Source organism: Kangiella aquimarina DSM 16071 (assembly GCF_000374105.1).
Lineage (GTDB): Bacteria > Pseudomonadota > Gammaproteobacteria > Enterobacterales > Kangiellaceae > Kangiella > Kangiella aquimarina.
Genome location: NZ_KB893650.1, coordinates 851,478 through 869,185, shown reverse-complemented (window position 1 = coordinate 869,185; position 17,708 = coordinate 851,478). Strand labels below are relative to the sequence as shown.

Genomic DNA, 17,708 nt, shown 5'->3' with positions numbered 1-17,708 from the left:
TTCAAAACAGGAAGTTTTGAATAGTAAAATTCGGTCCAAGGATGGAACGTATTTTACGGTGCGTTAAATGGATTGGTGAGTACGAGAGGTGTTGAGCTTAGCGAAACCTCAATCACGGGGTGGCCTTCTCTTTGATTACTTTCTCTTGGCCACTCAAGAGAAAGTAATTCGCCGAGGGGCGAAAAAATAATTTAAGGAATGTAGCAAATCACTACAAATTTACCACTTTGAGGATCCATCATTGGTATTAATATTTTGTTGGGTTACGAGACAAGGCCTCTAACCCAACCTAGATTTTTCTTTTGCTGAAACCAACTATTACTTAATCAAATTATCATGCAGTAATTGCAGAATTTTTAGGGCGTCATCATCGTTAACCAAGAAGGACAAATGATGATCGCCAGTGGCGTGACTAAGCAGCAACCATTGTTCTGGAAGATCCGCATCAATCTGCAACAAATGCCACAATGCCTGACTGGCATCACAGCCAATCAGAGTCAGCATGGCGCTGTGTGAAGTAAAAACGCTGCGGCAAACTTCGGCCAGTTTTTCTGACAGTTTCTGCAAAATAGAGTCTGAATAAATACTGTTGTTGGTTTCTATGGCCATAACCAATGAGTTTTTGGTAGAAGCCATAAGCTCGCTGCTCAAGCCAAACTCATTGATAATGCTAAATACCTTTTGCAAGGTGTCTGGCTGTTGACCGCGGCGACCAAGTAGCAGGGTTATAATCGGAATCTGTTGTTTAAGCGCTATTGCTTTAACCCATTTTGAAGGTTCATAGTCACTGGTGATTAAGGTTCCAGGCTCATCGGGTTTATGGGTATTGCGGATTTCAATGGGGATGTTGTAGGCCATAACGGCACTCAAACATCTTGGGTGCAATACTTTTGCACCAGCCTCAGCCATATCAAATGCTTCGTTATAACTGATAGCTTCAAGCTTTTTAGCACTGCTGATTTTATTAGGATCAGTGCTAAACATACCGGCTACGTCAGTCCAGATTTCGAGCTTATCAGCTTGCAACAAAGCAGCAAAGTAGGCGGCAGATGTATCAGAGCCTTCTCGTCCTAACAGCACAGTCTGACCGTCTTCGTTGGCAGCAATAAATCCCTGACTCAGCACAACATCAGCTTCGCTTTCCCATTGATTAGCTAATTCCTGGCTCGGCCTTGGATGGCACACTGCATTTAGAAAACGATCATTAACATTTTGATGCTGGCTCGACTCTGAAGTTAATATTTGACGGGCATCTAACCACTGAACCCTATGTTCCTCTCCTAAAACTTTGCGCAAAAATTCTGCACCTAATACAGACGACAATAACTCTCCATGTGAGACAACCTGAGCCCTATCCATGGCGGTTAGCTGTTCTTTGTGACGAATGTCAGCGATAGCGATTTGCAGAGAATCAAACCAGGGATCCAGCAAGGTGGCATCAACTTCCAATTCATGCGCCATAGCCTTATGTTTGTTCAACAGTTGATTTAAGGCCTCGTCACTGTCATCGCTAACTGCCAATTGCGCGATAGCTTCCAGTTCATTGGTTACGTTCTTAAAAGCAGAGTGTATAACCGCAACTTTTTTGCCGCTTTCAATATTTCTTTTGACAATGGAGGCGATATTATCCCAGTCGCTTTGACTGGATACACTGGAGCCGCCAAATTTTAATACCACCCAGGAATATGCTTGGTTTGTCATGATTAATCCAAAGAATCGTTTTTATTAATTTAGAAAGTAGAGATTATTTGATGAGCTGATAACGATTACCACAGTAAGGACAGCTGGCACGCCCATCATTATCGAACGCCATAAAAACTCGCGGATGCTGATTCCATAAGGTCTGTTCTGGCATCGGGCAATGCAATGGTAAATCACTGTCTTTAACCTTAATCACTTCCTGCTTTTCAGCGTGCTGCTTAGCCACCTGACTGGACATAATCGGCTCCTTTGTTGACCTTATACTCTGTTCATTCTACATCGCTGTGCTTAAATGTCGATTGCCATAAATCGACAATCGCCTGACGCTGTTCTGTCAGCTCATCTTTAGGCAACAGCGCAGGTTGATTTTGTAGGGCCCTCGCATTAGCAATATCTCTTAGCAATCGATAATTCTCCATCATACAGTCACGGGTACTTTTATCGATAAGGTTCTTTGCTGCCAGCAACTGTAGCCAGTCCACATTATTGAAAGGTAGCTCGTTGACAGAGTGGTCCTTCAATAACTGCTTCGAGTATTTCAAAGCCCAATATTGAACCAGAAACTCTATATCAACCAGACCGCCTTGGCCTTGCTTGATATCCCAAAGTCGCACATCGGTTTTATCCAGATTATCGCGCATCTTTTTGCGCATTTTAGTGACGTCTTTAGAAAGATTGTCTCTTTTATCACAACTCAACACTTTGCTTCGTAATTGTAGATAACTATCCTTTAAGCCGCTATCGCCGGCCACCGGTCGCGCTCTGACCAATGCCTGATGCTCCCAGGTCCAGGCTTCGCCAAGCTGATACTTTTCAAAGGCATCAATATGGCTGACCAACATGCCAGCTCTGCCGGAAGGGCGTAAACGAGTATCGACTTCATACATAATTCCCTGTTGAGTTCGCGTTCCGAGATAGTGCACTAACCGTTGCGCTAATCGAGTATAAAACTGATGCAGCTCCAATGACTTGCCCTGCTCACCGATTAGCTGAGTCATCGAATCCGGTTCACCCTGGTATAAAAATACCAAATCGAGATCCGAACCATAGCCCAGTTCATCACCACCAAGCTTGCCGTAACCCAGCACCAGAAAATCCTTCACCAATTCGCCAGCATCTTGTTTGGGTCGACCATGCTTGGCAGTCACCTCATTCCAGGCCAGCTGCAGCAGGTATTCCATAATCACTTCAGCCAGGTCCGTTAACTGTTGCGAAACCTCACTGATATCAAAACGGCGGGTTAAATCTCCGGCAGCAATTTTAAACTGGCTGGATTGTTTGAACCGACTCAAGGCCAACAGCTGCTCTTCGGTCTGATTCATTTCAATGCGCATCATGGCCTGTTGCAACTGATTGGCCAGATTGTCTTTAGTTAATTGCTTACCGAAATTACTGGGGAACAGCAGCTCATCCAGTAGCGAAGGATAAATCGCTAACTGACGCGCAAGCCAGCTGGAACGCGATACCAGTTGCACCAGAAATTCCAAAACCGGAATATTCTCGGCCAACATTTCAAAATAGGCAGTTCGTCGGCCGATGCCCTGCAAAACCTCCACACTTCGAATTAAGGTTTTGTCGGTGTCTTTCTGCTTGCTTGCTTGAATAACCAAATGAGGTAGCAGCTGTTCTAAACGGGCGAAACCTCTGGCTCCAATTTTCCGCTCCGAGAATTCCTGTCTGAATCTTTGCAGTTCCTTCAAGGTTTCTTCAGAAAGTTTGTATTGCTCTAAAGTTTTGCTTTGTTGCTCGTTGTCCAACTGCCCTTGCAAGAGTTGTTCAAGAACCGGAATCGCATCATTATGGCTACGCTCTTCTTTGGGGTCATGAAACAAACCTTTAAAGAAGTTCGCGACTACTTGCTGATGTTGCCCAAGATTCTGTTCAACACTATGCCAATCGGGGTACCCCATCAGTAATGCAATGGTCTGCATTTCTTCTTCGGAATCGGGTAAGTCCTGGGTCTGCTTGTCAGCTCGAATTTGCAAACAGTTTTCCAGCTTTCGTAAAAATTCGTATGCTACTTTTAATTGGTCAGCATCATCTTGTTTAATCAGATTCTGCTGCACCAAAGCTTCGAGTGCCTGCCACCAGTTTTTAGCCTGCAATTGCGGGTGGCGACCACCACTGATTAACTGCAAACTTTGAACAATAAATTCCAACTCACGAATACCGCCATCACCCAGCTTGATATTATTTTGCGCATCTTTACGCAACAACTCGGCACTGATTTTCTGTTTCAGTTGACGGATTGATTCCAGCACACTGAAATCAATATAACGTCTGAAACTAAAAGGCCGAATAATGTTAACCAGCTGTTCGCGGAAGTGAGGATGAGCCTGCAGGATTCGCGCCTTAATCATGGCAAAACGTTCCCACTCTCGCCCCTGCTCCAGATAGTAATCCTGCAATGCATTAAAGTTTGCGACCAGAGCGCCGCTTTGGCCATAGGGTCGCAAGCGCATATCCACGCGATAAACAAATCCATCGGCGGTATTATCGGACAACAGGCTAATCAGCTTCTGACCATGACGCATAAAGAACATCTGATTCTCAATTGATTTGCGCTGCCCCTCGCTGATGCGCGTTTCTCCATCTTCAGGGTAGCCAAATATCAAATCCACATCAGAAGAAAAGTTAAGTTCCTCACCGCCCAGTTTACCCATCGCCAATACTAGCAAATGTTGCTGTTCACCCGTTTCGGAAACCGGCACACCATATTGCTGACAGGTCTGATAATAACTCCAGTCCTGTGCACAGTTGATTAATTGCTCTGCGAGTATTGATTGCAAATAGCAAATCTGACGGATGGGTAGTAGCTGAAGAATATCGGCCACGGCAATCTGCATTGACCAGTAATGGCGCTGATGACGCAAGAACTGTTTCACTTCGTATTCGGGCCAGCTAGTATCCAGATTCTGCTGAATAGTCAAGATATGGGCAGACAGGCTACTCAAGTCAGTAGCCAATGCTTCAACCAACCATTGCGGTTGACGCTTCGCCCAATGATAAAGATAGTCGCTACCACAAAGGATGCGTCTAACCTGCTCCATATCACCAGAATAGGCTGTTCCCAATGCCTCTAGCCATTGTGATGTTCTCTTTTCAGCTTCAGTTTTCAGTGCTTCTGGAATAGGTGCTATCTGGATCATGAATGAGTCAACTATAAGTGATTATTTTTGCCTTGAGCTCGCTTATCCTAACGTATTTGCCCGAATTTAAGCTATTGATGTTGTAAGATTTATTACATTTTAATGCAAACTAATAATTTATCACTTAGATAAACATTGATAGGATAGGCTGATAACAATGAATAAGGAGCATCTTACATGGGTACCATTATCACTTTAGTCATCATCGCTGCGTTAATCCTGTTTGTAGTCGGGATTTACAACAAGCTGGTCAGTCTTCGCAACCGTTTCAAAAACGCTTACGCACAAATTGATGTACAGCTTAATCGTCGTTATGACTTAATTCCCAATTTAGTTGAAACAGCAAAAGGTTACATGAAGCATGAGCGTGAAACGCTTGAAGCCGTAATCAACGCACGAAATATGGCGGTCTCTGCCAATCAGGCAGCCGCAGATCACCCTGAAGATCCAAATGCCATCAAAAATCTGAATCAGGCAGAGGGTCAGTTAACCGGTGCCTTAGGTCGTCTATTCGCCCTGTCAGAGAATTATCCTGATCTGAAAGCCAATCAGAATATGGCCCAGTTGATGGAAGAGTTAAGCACCACCGAAAACAAAATTGCATTCGCACGTCAGGCCTATAACGATGCGGTCATGCAATACAACACATACCGTGAACAGGTACCAAATAACTTTATTGCCAATCCATTTGGTTTCCAGGAAGCCGAATTGTTCGAAGTTGAAAATGAGGAAGCCAGAGAAGCCGTTAAAGTTTCTTTTGATTAATCCTCTCCTTTTCATCAACTGATAAGCAATAACAAGAATGGACTTTTTTGAGCATCAAGAAGCAGCCAGGAAGAAAACCCGGCTGCTTGTTTTTTACTTTCTCATGGCTGTGGTATTGATCATCGCCGTTCTCAATCTGATTGGTTTCCTGATTGTTCGCTCGCAAACCTCTCCGGAATACCCTTTCTCAATCACAGACTGGTTTCAACATTCCTGGTTTTACGCGGTAACTATCGGGACTTTGTTGCTCATCGTATTCGGTTCCCTGTTCCGCTGGTTTCAGCTCAGTGCAGGCGGCAAAGCCGTCGCCTCTATGGTTAAAGCCCGCGAAATTCTGCCGGACACCAATGACCTGCTGGAACGACGCCTGCTCAATGTGGTGGAAGAAATGTCCATTGCATCGGGAACTTCAGTGCCTACTGTCTATGTGATGGATGAAGAAGAAACCATCAATGCTTTCGTGGCTGGATTGGAAACCAGCGATACGGTATTGGTGGTCACTCGTGGTGCGCTTGAGAACCTCAGCCGTCAAGAACTTCAGGGCGTTGTAGCCCATGAGTTCAGTCATATTTTTAATTCCGACATGCGCATCAATGTACGCCTTATTGCGGTACTGGCGGGGATATTATTAATAGGTCAGGCGGGCTATTTCGTGATGCGCTATATTCGTTATGGCAACATCAGAAGCAGCAATAAGGATAGTGGCAACGCCGTTGTTGCGGTATTCGTAATTGGTCTGTCACTATTTGTTATCGGTTACATTGGTCTCTTCTTTGGTCGTCTAATTAAAGCGGCGATTTCTCGGCAACGTGAATTTCTGGCGGATGCTTCCGCGGTGCAATATGCACGCGATAATGAGGGGCTGGCCGGAGCTTTCATTAAGATCAGACAACAAGGCTCCTTGTTGAAGAATTCACATGCAGAAGAAACCAGCCACATGTGTATTTCGGAACCGATCAAGTTGAACTTTAGTGGCCTTGCCTCTCATCCACCGATTGAAAAGCGGCTGACTGCGATTTTGCCGGGCTGGCGCAATTTGGCGAAACAGATAGAAGAACAGCGCCTGCGTGAAATGGCCCAGCAGCAGGAATACGAAGATATCGAGCTGGGAAAAGACGATAAACCTGCCATGGATTTTGGTTTTGACGCCATTATCGACACCATTGGCCAGCCAACTACTTTGCACCAACATGCTGCCGGAGCATTGCTGCTTGCACTGCCCGAAGTCATTCGCCAGGCAGCACATAGTCACCACTCCAATAACCATGCCATGCATCTTGCATTAGCCCTATTGCTGAGTGACGATAATCAGGTTTCGGAACCAGTGTTGAATCTGATTGCCGAGAAGACCAGTCAAAAAGACGCTGATCAGGTTCTGGAATTAGCCCAGCACATAACCAAAGACCAGCGTCACTTACGCTTAGCTATACTAGATATTTCTATACCGAGTCTCCGACGATTAAGCGCTACAGAGCGCAAGGGATTTCTCAGCTTGTTACGACAAGCCATTCACTTGGATAGTCATATTTCGGAATTTGAGTATGTGCTGTATTCAATCCTGCAAAAAAATCTTAGTGATAGCGGGCAAGGACCTAGTAACAGCATTAAAAGCTTCAACGCTGTTTCCCATGAAATACAGGTTATTCTGTCAGCGACAGTGCATAGCACTGGTCAAAGTGACGAAGACAAGAAAGCGCTTTACTCAAAACTGATCCAGCCTTTTGTCAAAGAACCGTCACCATTACTGGATAAGACCTTTGATGCCGAATCCTTCCACCAGGCATTGAAACGCCTTAACCAATTAACACCAATGCTGAAAAAGCCATTAATTCAGGCACTCGAAGACGCTGTTACTTATGATGGCAAAGTGAATCCTCGTGAAATTGAATTACTGCGAGCGATTGCAGAGTGTTTAAACTGCCCTATTCCACCGATACTGGAACAGGCGCAGGAGAAATTGGTGAAGAATAATATTCAGAGCATGTCAGCAAATTAAAGTACTAATGTATGAGCATTACTATTTTAGCTTTAGCAAAGTCATTTCAAGCCGGAAGGTTAAACGCAGATGAATTCTCAAATGCGTATATGGAGCTTTGGAAGTTTGAAGGAAAGGAAGGACTATTAAGCCTAGATGACGACCTTTTAAGTGAATGTCTATCTAGTATTTTTTGTTTAGCAGATTTATATAACTCAAGTCCTTTCCGACAAGGCTATGAATTAAATGAAATTCAGCTTAAGAAAAAAGTTTCCGATTTATTAGGAGCTTTAGATTTCTAGTGTGTATAACGTATGATTATAGGAAATATAAAGAATTTAGCCTTTGAACTAAAAAGCATTAATGAAATGATAAATGTTGAGGTTTGGATCGCAGGTTTCAATGTTAGTTCTGATGATACAAATGCATATGGCAAACAATTCATGCATTATTTGAATTTAGAACGAGAGAAATTAGAAGAAAGTTTTGACCGAAAGATTACTGACTATTTAAACTCTTTAACTCTAGAAGAGTGCGCAAGTAAATTACTTGCATATAACTTGGGAAACTCTAACTGTGATCAAGAATTGGATGAAATCAATCTAAGGTGCAGAATTCTAGAGCTTGGCCCTACAACGGATCATTTATGTTGTTTTTTAATTCCATATAAAAATGAATTTTTTCTGCAATGCTTTATTTTTGAGGCTAAGTATGAAAATACAAAAAATGTAAAGTGGCTTTGCCGTAAAGTTATTCTAAAAGAAATAACATCTGCAATTGAGCAAACCATAGATCAAATTAGAATTATAGTTTAATTTGACTTACTATTTTTGACAGACTGTATTCATTGATATACAGCCTTAAGCCTAAACAACTAATTCCAATACGGATTCTCTTCCAATGCTTTAGTTCGCATGGTAACCAACGCATCAAGAATATCTTTCTCGGTCCGTTCTAAACGTTCATCAACACGGTCTTCGGTTTTTAATGCACGGCGGATGAATTCGAGTTGCTTAAAGAGTTCAATGCTGGCCACGAGGTCGACCCATCTTTGGCGGTAGGCTTTACGTTTTTTGTTTTCAAACAGGCTACCGAAGAACAAACCGATGTCCAGGGTTCGATACATTCTTGGGAGGTAGGCAAGGTAATCGTTTTCGGTGAGTTCGCCTTTATCGGTTAAGTGGCGCTTGATATCGAACAATTGATGCTGCAATTGACGTATGGCGAATGGGAAAATTTCTTTTTTCAGTCGTTGTGCGCCACCATTACTGAAGGCTTGTCGCCACTCTTTTAAATACAGCCAGCGTGAAAAGTGCAGCAGTTTGAGATTGTATGATGCGGATTTTAAATATTCAGTAAATTGACTGCCTTCGCGCTTAAATGCCTGTCGCAAGCCTTTCTCAAAATCTGACAGTTCTTCATAAGTAAAACCGTACAGCTTGCCGTTATTGAGCCAGTTGATCTCTTGAGCCACTTTCAACAATTTGGAAAAATTCTTGGTGATCTCGCGCCAGTCACTACGCAGGCTGCTTAAGGCATGACGCGGAATCATGGGTGCAAAAACCGAGTACATATGCTGCATGAACATCAGGGCACGATTGAGCTGCAGGACATGATCAATGGTCACTTCGCGTTTGATCTGCTTAATGTAATGTTGCCAATGTCCCAGGCCGGTATGTGCAATAGTTTCAAAGGCCGCTTCGGCTGAGGATTTTGCAGTTAATTCCACCACTCTGAGCTGTCGTAAGTAAGGAGAAGGCTTTTGACACAGAGTGTATCCACGTTCGGCTTTGCTCGCGCTATCAAGCACCAGGTCAAACTTTTCGATTAATTCCTGACACAGGCTGAATAATGCTGCAGGCTCACCTTCTTTTAGCTCAAGCTCAACTTCGCAGATATCAAGCTTGTGGTCTTTGCAACGAATAGAGCCAACATCGAGTGCAATCTCTATCTGACTTTCGCCTTCTTTGACAAATATCTGACGTCTTAAAAAGTCGGTGTTAAAGGCTGGTTTCACTGCGCCATCTTCTTCTTCCGCCTCTTCCAGCAGAATCATAAGATAAGGTTCGTCGACCGCCTGCAGGTCAAGTTCATTGGCAGGAAGCTCGACTTCAGACTCATTGCGCTGGAACAGACCACCGACCACTCGGCCAGCAGATTTTACAGATTGGATGAATTTATCGCCGTCCCGACGTATTCTGAGCCCGATTTCCATCTCTCTGAGTTTATGATTCTCGGTGTCGAAATAGGTGTTGGCCAACTGCTTTTCCTGCCATTCACCATCTTCCGAGAACCTATCGCTAACCCATTGTTTTATATCGCTAATCTTGTCGGGCGTCGCTGATAGTTTTATTTCTATTTCGATCGACATGCCTTATGTTCTACTCAGTTTCGTTTGAGTCATTCACCGCAGTTTACAGCGCGAATTAAGAATTGCCAATCGTTAAGTCTGGTATGCAAGTGCTCGCTTGCTTATAATGTGCACCTTTACTTGTTGGCCCAGACAATCCATTGGGGGATACATGGCTAATTCGATTCTAGACCTTTTTGCGTCATCACCTATTCGTCCTATGCAGGATCATATGGCGAAGGTTCATGAATGTGCTTCTGAACTGAAAAACTTTTTCCAGGCCACTATTGAAGGCAACTGGGACAAGGCTGACCAGCTAAGAACCCGCATCCGTGAACTGGAAAATGAAGCGGATGACTTAAAGCATGACCTGCGCATGCACCTTCCAAAAGGCTTATTCCTTCCTGTTGCCCGTACCGACCTACTCGCTCTTCTCAGTAAACAAGACAAAATTGCCAATATCGCTCGCGATATTTCAGGGCTTGTTTTTGGTCGTAAGATGCAATTCCCGGCGAATGTAAATGATGACCTGATGGGGTTATTACAGCGTTCACTGGATGCGTCAGCTCAGGCGTTCAAGGCGATCAATGAGCTTGACGAATTATTAGCTACCGGCTTCAGAGGCCGCGAAGCCAGTCTGGTTGAAGAAATGATTGATCAGTTAGACATGATCGAAAATGACACAGACGAATTGCAACGTGAACTTCTGTTCAAGATTTTTGAACAGGAAAATGAACTACCTCCAGTACAGGTCATGTTTATGTATAAGGTAGTTCAACAAATCGGTGATTTAGCTGACAGCGCTCAAAGCGTCGGTTCACGCCTTGAAATGATGATAGCTCGATAAACCGGGGGAACTTGTGGATTTTATATTACAAAATGCCGATACCTTTATCTGGATAGCGGTCGCGTTTGGTTTCTTGATGGCGTTTGGTATTGGCGCCAATGATGTTGCCAACGCTATGGGGACGTCTGTAGGCGCTAAGGCACTGACACTTAAGCAGGCCATTTTTGTCGCAGCAATTTTTGAATTTGCCGGTGCCTATCTGGCAGGCGGTGAAGTAACTCAGACCATTCGTAAAGGAATCATTGATTCCAGTTATTTCGAGGGCACACCTGAGTTACTGATAATTGGTATGATGGCATCTCTGTTAGCAGCCGGTATCTGGTTAGTTTTAGCTTCGAGGTTTGGCTGGCCAGTATCAACAACTCACTCAATCATTGGTGCTATCGTTGGTTTCGCTGCGGTTGGCGTCAGCATTGACGCAGTGAGCTGGGGCAAAGTTGGCTCAATCGTTGGTAGCTGGGTTGTGACTCCTTTCATAGCAGGTGTGATTGCTTTCCTGATTGTACTTAGCGTACAGAAACTGATTCTCAATACACAGAATCCTTTCGACATGGCTAAGCGTTATGTACCTTTCTATATGTTCCTGGCTGGCTTTGTGATGGCGCTGGTAACCATCATGAAAGGCTTAAAACATATTTTCAAAGACAAAGACATTTCCTTAAGCCTGACTGAAACCTACCTGATTGCAATTGGTATTGGTGCAATTATTGCCATTATTGGTGCTATTTTCATCAGTCGTATCAAGTTGGAAAAAGAAGCTGACAAGGACTATCACTTTGCCAGCGTTGAGAAAGTGTTTGCAGTGCTAATGATTGTAACCGCCTGTGGCATGGCCTTTGCACACGGTTCGAATGACGTGGCTAATGCGATTGGTCCATTGGCAGCGGTTGTCAGCGTGATTCAAAACGGTGGCGAAATTGGTGCCAAAGCATCAGTTGACCCTCGAATATTATTAGTCGGCGCAATTGGTATCGTGATTGGTCTAATCGTGCTTGGTAGTCGAGTAATGGCTACCATCGGTAAGAAGATTACTCACCTGACACCAAGCCGTGGCTTTGCGGCTGAATTAGCAGCTGCCTCAACGGTGATTATTGCCAGTGGTGCTGGTCTGCCTATTTCAACCACACAGACTCTGGTCGGTGCGGTATTAGGTGTTGGTATGGCACGTGGTATCGCGGCTCTGAACTTAGGTGTTGTGCGTAACATCTTTGTATCATGGGTAGTAACACTACCTGCAGGTGCGATTCTATCAGTCATCTTCTTCTTCATCTTTAAGGCGTTATTCATAGCCTGATAAGATAACAATCTCTGTTAACTGGCCGATTTGTTAGCCAGTTAACAGACTTTTTAAAGCGGCTTTAAGTCTTCTTAATCAATGACTTAAGGCCGCTTTTTTATTTATGAGCGAATAGCTTACAGTTATAAGCCAATAAGTCTTAATTCTGCCCCTTCCCCCCTCCGAATACCTGCTATATACTTGCCCCTTTATTTACGATTAAGCTCAAAATTTAACCGTTAGGAAAGTTTATGTTTCGTCTACTTTTAGTGTTTTTATTGCTGACCACAACCCAGTTTGCACAAGCAGCTGATCCAGCTCAAAACACAGCCGCTCAAAGCAATTATTATGTGTCCGATGATATTGGCGTAGTTATGCGTAGCGGCCCGACCAATCGTTATCGTGTCATTGGTCGAATAGTTGCCGGAACCCCTATCGAAGTTTTGGCTTCAGACGTTGAAAATAAAAGTAGCCAGGTGCGTACAGCTAATGGTGACGAAGGCTGGATCCAGACCGAATACATTACAGATCAGCCAACGGTGCAGGCGCTATATTCAGCACTGCAGGTTGAGCACGATGCCCTGAAACAGGAGCTTGCTCAGACCAAACAGCAAATTGCTGATAAAGAGAATGTCATTGCGCTGAATGATCAGCTGCAACAACAGGTTTCCGAACTGCAAAACGAGTCGGATAAACTTCGCCAACAAAACGAGCTGCTTAAAGATCGTTTTCACAGCGATGTGTTTTACGCAGGCGCATTAGTCCTGCTAGTGGGCATGCTAATCAGCTGGGTATTATCCCGTGTTAGCATGAAACGCCGTCAGCGCTCCGGTTGGCGTTGACGTTTTCAGGTTGTACTTTAGGTTCAGATAAACCTAACCAGTACATTGTTATTAGGTAATTGCCGTAATGTTTAAAGCCAGTCAAATCCTGTCAGATTCCTATCAGCAACTCTCGCTGAGCGAGTGGCAGGAAATTATCACCCAAAACTACTCTGTCGATGAATCGGGCTACTTACAAGAATTGTTAGAGCTCGCTACTCCAGACGACAAAACCGTAAATATCATTACTCATCAGGCTTCGCAACTGGTTGAAGAAATTCGCCAGAGCAGTAAGTCGCGAGAAGGTGTTGAAGCCTTTTTGCAACAATACAGTCTGAGTACCAAGGAGGGTGTGATTCTGATGTGTCTGGCGGAAGCGCTGTTGCGTATTCCTGATGCCAATGTTGCTAATGCACTGATTCGTGACAAGCTCAGTGCTGCCGAGTGGAAAAAACATACCGGTCAAAGTGAGTCAATTCTGGTTAATGCTTCAACCTGGGGCTTAATGTTAACCGGAAAAATCGTCGACGTTGATCAGGACGGCGATGGTAAACCTGATACTTTATTAAAGGGTCTAATTGCCAAATTTGGTGAGCCAGTGATTCGTCAGGCCATGAACCAGGCGATGCGTCTAATGGGTCGCCAATTCGTTTTAGGCCGCAGCATCAAAGAAGCCATGAAACGTGGCGCAAAAAGTGTTGAGAAAGGCTACACCCACTCCTTCGATATGCTGGGTGAAGCAGCTTATACCGCACAAGATGCGCATCGTTATTACGAAGCTTACAGCAAAGCGATTTCGGAAATTGGTCAGGTTAAAGTTAAAGAAGGCCAATTAGCACCGAGTATTTCGATCAAGCTGTCAGCACTTCACCCGCGCTACGAAGTCGGTCAAAAAGATCGCGTCATGACCGAAATGGTTGATACCCTGCTTAAGCTGGTCAAGCAGGCACGGGAGCTGGATGTTGCAGTTACCATTGACGCCGAAGAAGCTGATCGCCTGGAATTATCACTGGATATTTTCGAAGCACTTTATACCTCAGAAATCTGCCAGGACTGGGCTGGTCTGGGCATGGTGGTTCAGGCTTATTCTAAACGTGCACTGCCGGTACTGGGCTGGTTGGATGCATTGTCACGTAAGCATGGTCGTCGTATTCCAATTCGCCTGGTGAAAGGTGCTTATTGGGATTCCGAGATCAAATGGTCACAACAGGCTGGCTTGAGCAACTACCCAGTGTTTACCCGTAAAGCGGGTACTGACGTGTCTTATCTGGCCTGTGCTCGCTTTATCATGAGCACCAAAGATAGCTTCTACCCTCAGTTTGCAACTCATAACGCGCAAACCGTTTTCAGCATTATGGAGATGGCAGGCGACCGTCGTGATTTTGAATTCCAACGGCTGCATGGCATGGGTGAGATTCTTTATGACAAAGTACTGGAACGCTATCCAGGTTTGAAATGCCGTATTTATGCACCAGTAGGAAACCATAAAGATTTGCTTCCTTATCTGGTACGTCGCCTATTGGAAAATGGTGCCAATACCTCCTTCGTTCATCAGCTGGTAGATAAAGCCACTCCGGTGATGAGCCTGGTTGAACATCCGTGTCTTGTATTGAAGCGTTACCCGACGCTACACAATGATCGGATTCCATTGCCACCTCATATTTATGGTCCTGACCGTGTGAACTCGGCAGGTACTAATCTCCACATTAACAGCCAGATCGAGCCTTTTATGCAAAACGTACAACAGTATTTAGACAATCAATGGCACGCTAAACCCATTATTGACGGTAAAGAAATTACCACTAACGAAGAAGCCGTGTTCTGCCCTTATGACAACACTCACCAGATCGGTACCGTCCATAAGGTCAGCGAAGAACTGGCTTTAGAAGCTCTAACTATTGCTCATAAGAATTTCATTGCCTGGGATATGACGCCCGTTGAACAGCGCGCTCAAATTCTTGAGAAAATTGCCGATGTTTTCGAAGAAAACGAAGCGGAGCTGATCGCATTGTGTAGCCGTGACGGCGGTAAAACGATGCAGGACGGTATTGACGAAGTTCGCGAAGCAGTGGATTTCTGTCGCTACTACGCTAATAACGCGCGTAAAGATTTTGGTCAGGAAATCACTCTACCGGGACCAACAGGCGAAAGTAACCACCTCTATCTTCAGGGACGCGGCGTGTTTGCCTGTATCAGCCCATGGAACTTCCCGTTAGCCATTTTCACTGGTCAGGTCGTAGCAGCATTGGTTGCCGGTAATACCGTTCTCGCTAAGCCAGCCGACCAAACGACTTTGGTGGCTTATCGAGCAGTGCAATTAATGCATCAGGCTGGTGTACCAACTAGCGTGCTTCAATTTGTTCCTTGCCGCGGTTCAACTTTCGGCAAAGTGGTTCTGTCGGATATCCGCATTGCAGGTGTTGCTTTCACCGGTTCTACCTCAACAGCACAAACCATTAACCGTACTCTGGCTACTCGCGATGGTATGTTGTCGCCACTGATTGCTGAAACCGGTGGTCAGAACGCCATGATCGTGGACAGCTCTGCATTACCTGAGCAAGTGGTTGCTGATGTCATTCAATCAGCCTTCACCAGTGCCGGTCAGCGCTGTTCCGCCTTACGCGTGCTGTATGTACAGGAAGATGTCGCAGACCGTATCCTGGAAGTGCTTTCTGGCGCCATGCAGGAACTTAAACTGGGCGATCCGACCGATTTATCAACTGACGTTGGTCCGGTTATCGATGCGGTTGCGCGTGAAGAGTTGGCAGGGCATGTTGAGCAATTGCGTGCTACCGGCAATTTGATTGCTGAAACACCAATGCCAGCCGGTCTTGAGAAAGGCTGTTTCCTGGCGCCAACTGCCTTCTTTATCAATCATATCAATGACTTGACTCAAGAATGGTTCGGCCCGATTCTGCATGTCATCAAGTATAAATCGAAAGAGCTGGATCAGGTCATCGATCAGATCAACGGCTATGGCTTTGGTTTGACGCTAGGCATTCACTCACGCAACGAGAGCACTGCCACTTACATTGATAAACGCGCTCGTGTGGGCAACGTCTACATCAACCGTAACATGATTGGTGCGACCGTTGGTGTTCAGCCATTTGGTGGTCAGGGTCTGTCAGGCACAGGTCCTAAAGCAGGCGGTCCTTTCTATCTGCACCGCTTTGCTACCGAGCATACTCGCACCAACAACACCGCAGCAATTGGCGGTAACGCTACCCTGCTGTCGTTAGGCGATTAAGCAGTTTCAAGGTAAACTAAAGGGCATCACCATTTGATGCCCTTTTTTATTGCCAGCTTTACAGCCTGCTATGGCTAAGCGTTATGGCCACTGCATTATGACAAACATTTCACAAGATTTTATTCAGCATATTGCGCAGCAGCTTAATGATCCGGATGCCTTGCAGGCACTGCTCGACTATAGCCAGAAGCCATTGCGCAAAAGTATTCGCATCAATTCATTACGAGCCGATAAAGACTCCATCGCTCATGAATGGGGACAGGCAGGCTATCAACTGGAGTCCATTCCCTGGTGTGGTGATGGTTTCTGGATTGATGAAAGCCATAAACCACTTCCCGAAGGATTCGGTAACTACCTGCCGCATCTGGCGGGCCAATTCTATATTCAGGAAGCCAGCTCAATGTTACCGGTCTCGGCATTATTTGCCGCTAACCCTGAGCCAAATATGGTATTGGATGTGGCTGCCGCTCCCGGCTCCAAAACCACTCAGATTGCAGCCCGTATGCAAAACCGGGGACTGGTGGTAGCTAACGAACTATCAGCGTCACGAATCAAAGCTCTCTATGCCAACCTCGAAAGAACCGGGGTCAGTAACGGAGTTTTGTGCCATTACGATGGACGCCAGTTTGGCGAAATGACCCCTCAAACCTTTGATGCGATATTACTGGACGCTCCTTGTGGCGGTGAAGGTACCGTTCGTAAGGATCCGGAAGCTCTGAGCAACTGGTCTTTGGACAGTGTATTGAGCATGTCCGATCTGCAAAAAGAACTGATTATCAGTGCCTATAAGGCTCTCAAACCTGGCGGCACCCTGGTCTACTCCACTTGCACACTGTCTAAAGAAGAAAACCAAGTAGTTTGCCAACACCTCTTGGATCAACACCCCGATGACATAAGCGTATTCCCACTTGATCAACTATTTGCCGGAGCTGAGGACGTTGCCACCAAAGAGGGTTACCTACACGTTTATCCTCACCTATTCGATAGCGAAGGATTCTTCGTTGCTTGCTTCAGGAAAAAAGAAGCGCCTATTGAAGAAGAGTTGGCACTTGATAGCGAGTTAGGCTCGCGCTTTCCTTTCATCCAATTATCCAAAAAAGACTACCGGGATCTGGCAGAGCACTGTTCTGCGCTGGGCTGGCAGCTTGCTCCTATCAAACACCTCCTTTGGCAACGTTCTAAAGAAGTCTGGTATTTCCCAGAAGGTATCGAGCATCTGATTGGGAAACTCCGAATGGACCGAATCGGTGTTAAACTGGCAGAAAGTCACCGCAGTGGATTTCGGCTTCAACACCAGGCAGTTACGGCTTTTGGCCATGAATTTACTCAGCAAACTTATGAACTCAATAGCGAACAGGCTGTCGAGTATTATCAGGGGCGGGATATTTCAATTAGCAAATCTGGCTCACTGAAAAAAGGTGAAGTTGCAATTCTATATCAGGGTGTAGTCATTGGATTGGCGAAAAATCTGGGCAACAAATTGAAGAATTCATTGCCCCGATATCTGGTCAACGATACTCCGTTTGCCGAGCTTTAGTAAATCAGAATTGAATAAGTAATATAAGTGCGATGAAACT

At 45.1% G+C, this 17,708-nt stretch carries 13 protein-coding genes; 9 read left to right on the top strand and 4 right to left on the bottom strand.

Going from position 1 to position 17,708, the window contains the following annotated elements:
* Positions 1-318: 318 nt before the first annotated feature.
* From B158_RS0104270 to glnE, 3 genes are read right to left on the bottom strand one after another with little or no spacing between them, the layout of a single operon-like run.
* Positions 319-1,701 (bottom strand): aspartate kinase, encoded by a 1,383-nt coding sequence (locus tag B158_RS0104270; protein ID WP_018624121.1) that lies wholly within the window; start codon positions 1,699-1,701, stop codon positions 319-321.
* 43 nt (positions 1,702-1,744) lie between these two features.
* Positions 1,745-1,939: a zinc-finger domain-containing protein gene (locus B158_RS0104265; protein ID WP_018624120.1), complete on the bottom strand. Its 195-nt coding sequence runs from the start codon at positions 1,937-1,939 to the stop codon at positions 1,745-1,747.
* A 31-nt stretch (positions 1,940-1,970) separates the two neighbouring features.
* Positions 1,971-4,850, bottom strand: a complete 2,880-nt coding sequence (gene glnE, locus B158_RS0104260) for a bifunctional [glutamate--ammonia ligase]-adenylyl-L-tyrosine phosphorylase/[glutamate--ammonia-ligase] adenylyltransferase (protein ID WP_018624119.1) — start codon at positions 4,848-4,850, stop codon at positions 1,971-1,973.
* A gap of 177 nt (positions 4,851-5,027) precedes the next feature.
* On the opposite strand from glnE, the gene B158_RS0104255 reads away from it, so the two are divergent.
* From B158_RS0104255 to B158_RS0104240, 4 genes are read left to right on the top strand one after another with little or no spacing between them, the layout of a single operon-like run.
* A complete protein-coding gene (locus B158_RS0104255) occupies positions 5,028-5,615 on the top strand; it encodes a LemA family protein (protein WP_018624118.1) in 588 nt (195 codons plus the stop codon).
* A gap of 37 nt (positions 5,616-5,652) precedes the next feature.
* Positions 5,653-7,611 carry a M48 family metallopeptidase gene (locus B158_RS0104250; RefSeq protein WP_018624116.1) on the top strand — a complete coding sequence of 653 codons (1,959 nt, stop codon included), beginning with the start codon at positions 5,653-5,655 and terminating at the stop codon, positions 7,609-7,611.
* 11 nt (positions 7,612-7,622) lie between these two features.
* Complete coding sequence (locus B158_RS0104245) at positions 7,623-7,892, top strand: colicin immunity domain-containing protein (RefSeq protein ID WP_018624115.1); 270 nt, start codon at positions 7,623-7,625, stop codon at positions 7,890-7,892.
* A gap of 12 nt (positions 7,893-7,904) precedes the next feature.
* Positions 7,905-8,405 carry a hypothetical protein gene (locus B158_RS0104240; RefSeq protein WP_018624113.1) on the top strand — a complete coding sequence of 167 codons (501 nt, stop codon included), beginning with the start codon at positions 7,905-7,907 and terminating at the stop codon, positions 8,403-8,405.
* Positions 8,406-8,464: 59 nt separating this feature from the next.
* Here the strand turns inward: B158_RS0104240 and B158_RS0104235 are convergent, their stop codons facing one another.
* Positions 8,465-9,961, bottom strand: a complete 1,497-nt coding sequence (locus B158_RS0104235) for a CYTH and CHAD domain-containing protein (protein ID WP_018624112.1) — start codon at positions 9,959-9,961, stop codon at positions 8,465-8,467.
* Positions 9,962-10,112: 151 nt separating this feature from the next.
* Here B158_RS0104235 and B158_RS0104230 point away from each other — a divergent pair, with 151 nt between their 5' ends.
* The 5 genes from B158_RS0104230 (at position 10,113) to rsmF (ending at position 17,668) form a co-directional block, all read left to right on the top strand.
* Positions 10,113-10,787: a TIGR00153 family protein gene (locus B158_RS0104230; RefSeq protein ID WP_018624111.1), complete on the top strand. Its 675-nt coding sequence runs from the start codon at positions 10,113-10,115 to the stop codon at positions 10,785-10,787.
* A gap of 13 nt (positions 10,788-10,800) precedes the next feature.
* The gene (locus tag B158_RS0104225) at positions 10,801-12,081 is read left to right on the top strand and encodes an inorganic phosphate transporter (RefSeq protein WP_018624110.1); all 1,281 of its coding nucleotides are present in this window, start codon (positions 10,801-10,803) and stop codon (positions 12,079-12,081) included.
* A gap of 233 nt (positions 12,082-12,314) precedes the next feature.
* On the top strand, positions 12,315-12,905 hold the full coding sequence (locus B158_RS0104220; RefSeq protein ID WP_018624109.1) for a TIGR04211 family SH3 domain-containing protein: 591 nt from the start codon (positions 12,315-12,317) through the stop codon (positions 12,903-12,905).
* 67 nt (positions 12,906-12,972) lie between these two features.
* Complete coding sequence (gene putA / locus B158_RS0104215; protein ID WP_018624108.1) at positions 12,973-16,131, top strand: bifunctional proline dehydrogenase/L-glutamate gamma-semialdehyde dehydrogenase PutA; 3,159 nt, start codon at positions 12,973-12,975, stop codon at positions 16,129-16,131.
* A 97-nt stretch (positions 16,132-16,228) separates the two neighbouring features.
* Positions 16,229-17,668 (top strand): 16S rRNA (cytosine(1407)-C(5))-methyltransferase RsmF, encoded by a 1,440-nt coding sequence (rsmF, locus tag B158_RS0104210; protein WP_071989663.1) that lies wholly within the window; start codon positions 16,229-16,231, stop codon positions 17,666-17,668.
* Positions 17,669-17,708 lie beyond the last annotated feature (40 nt).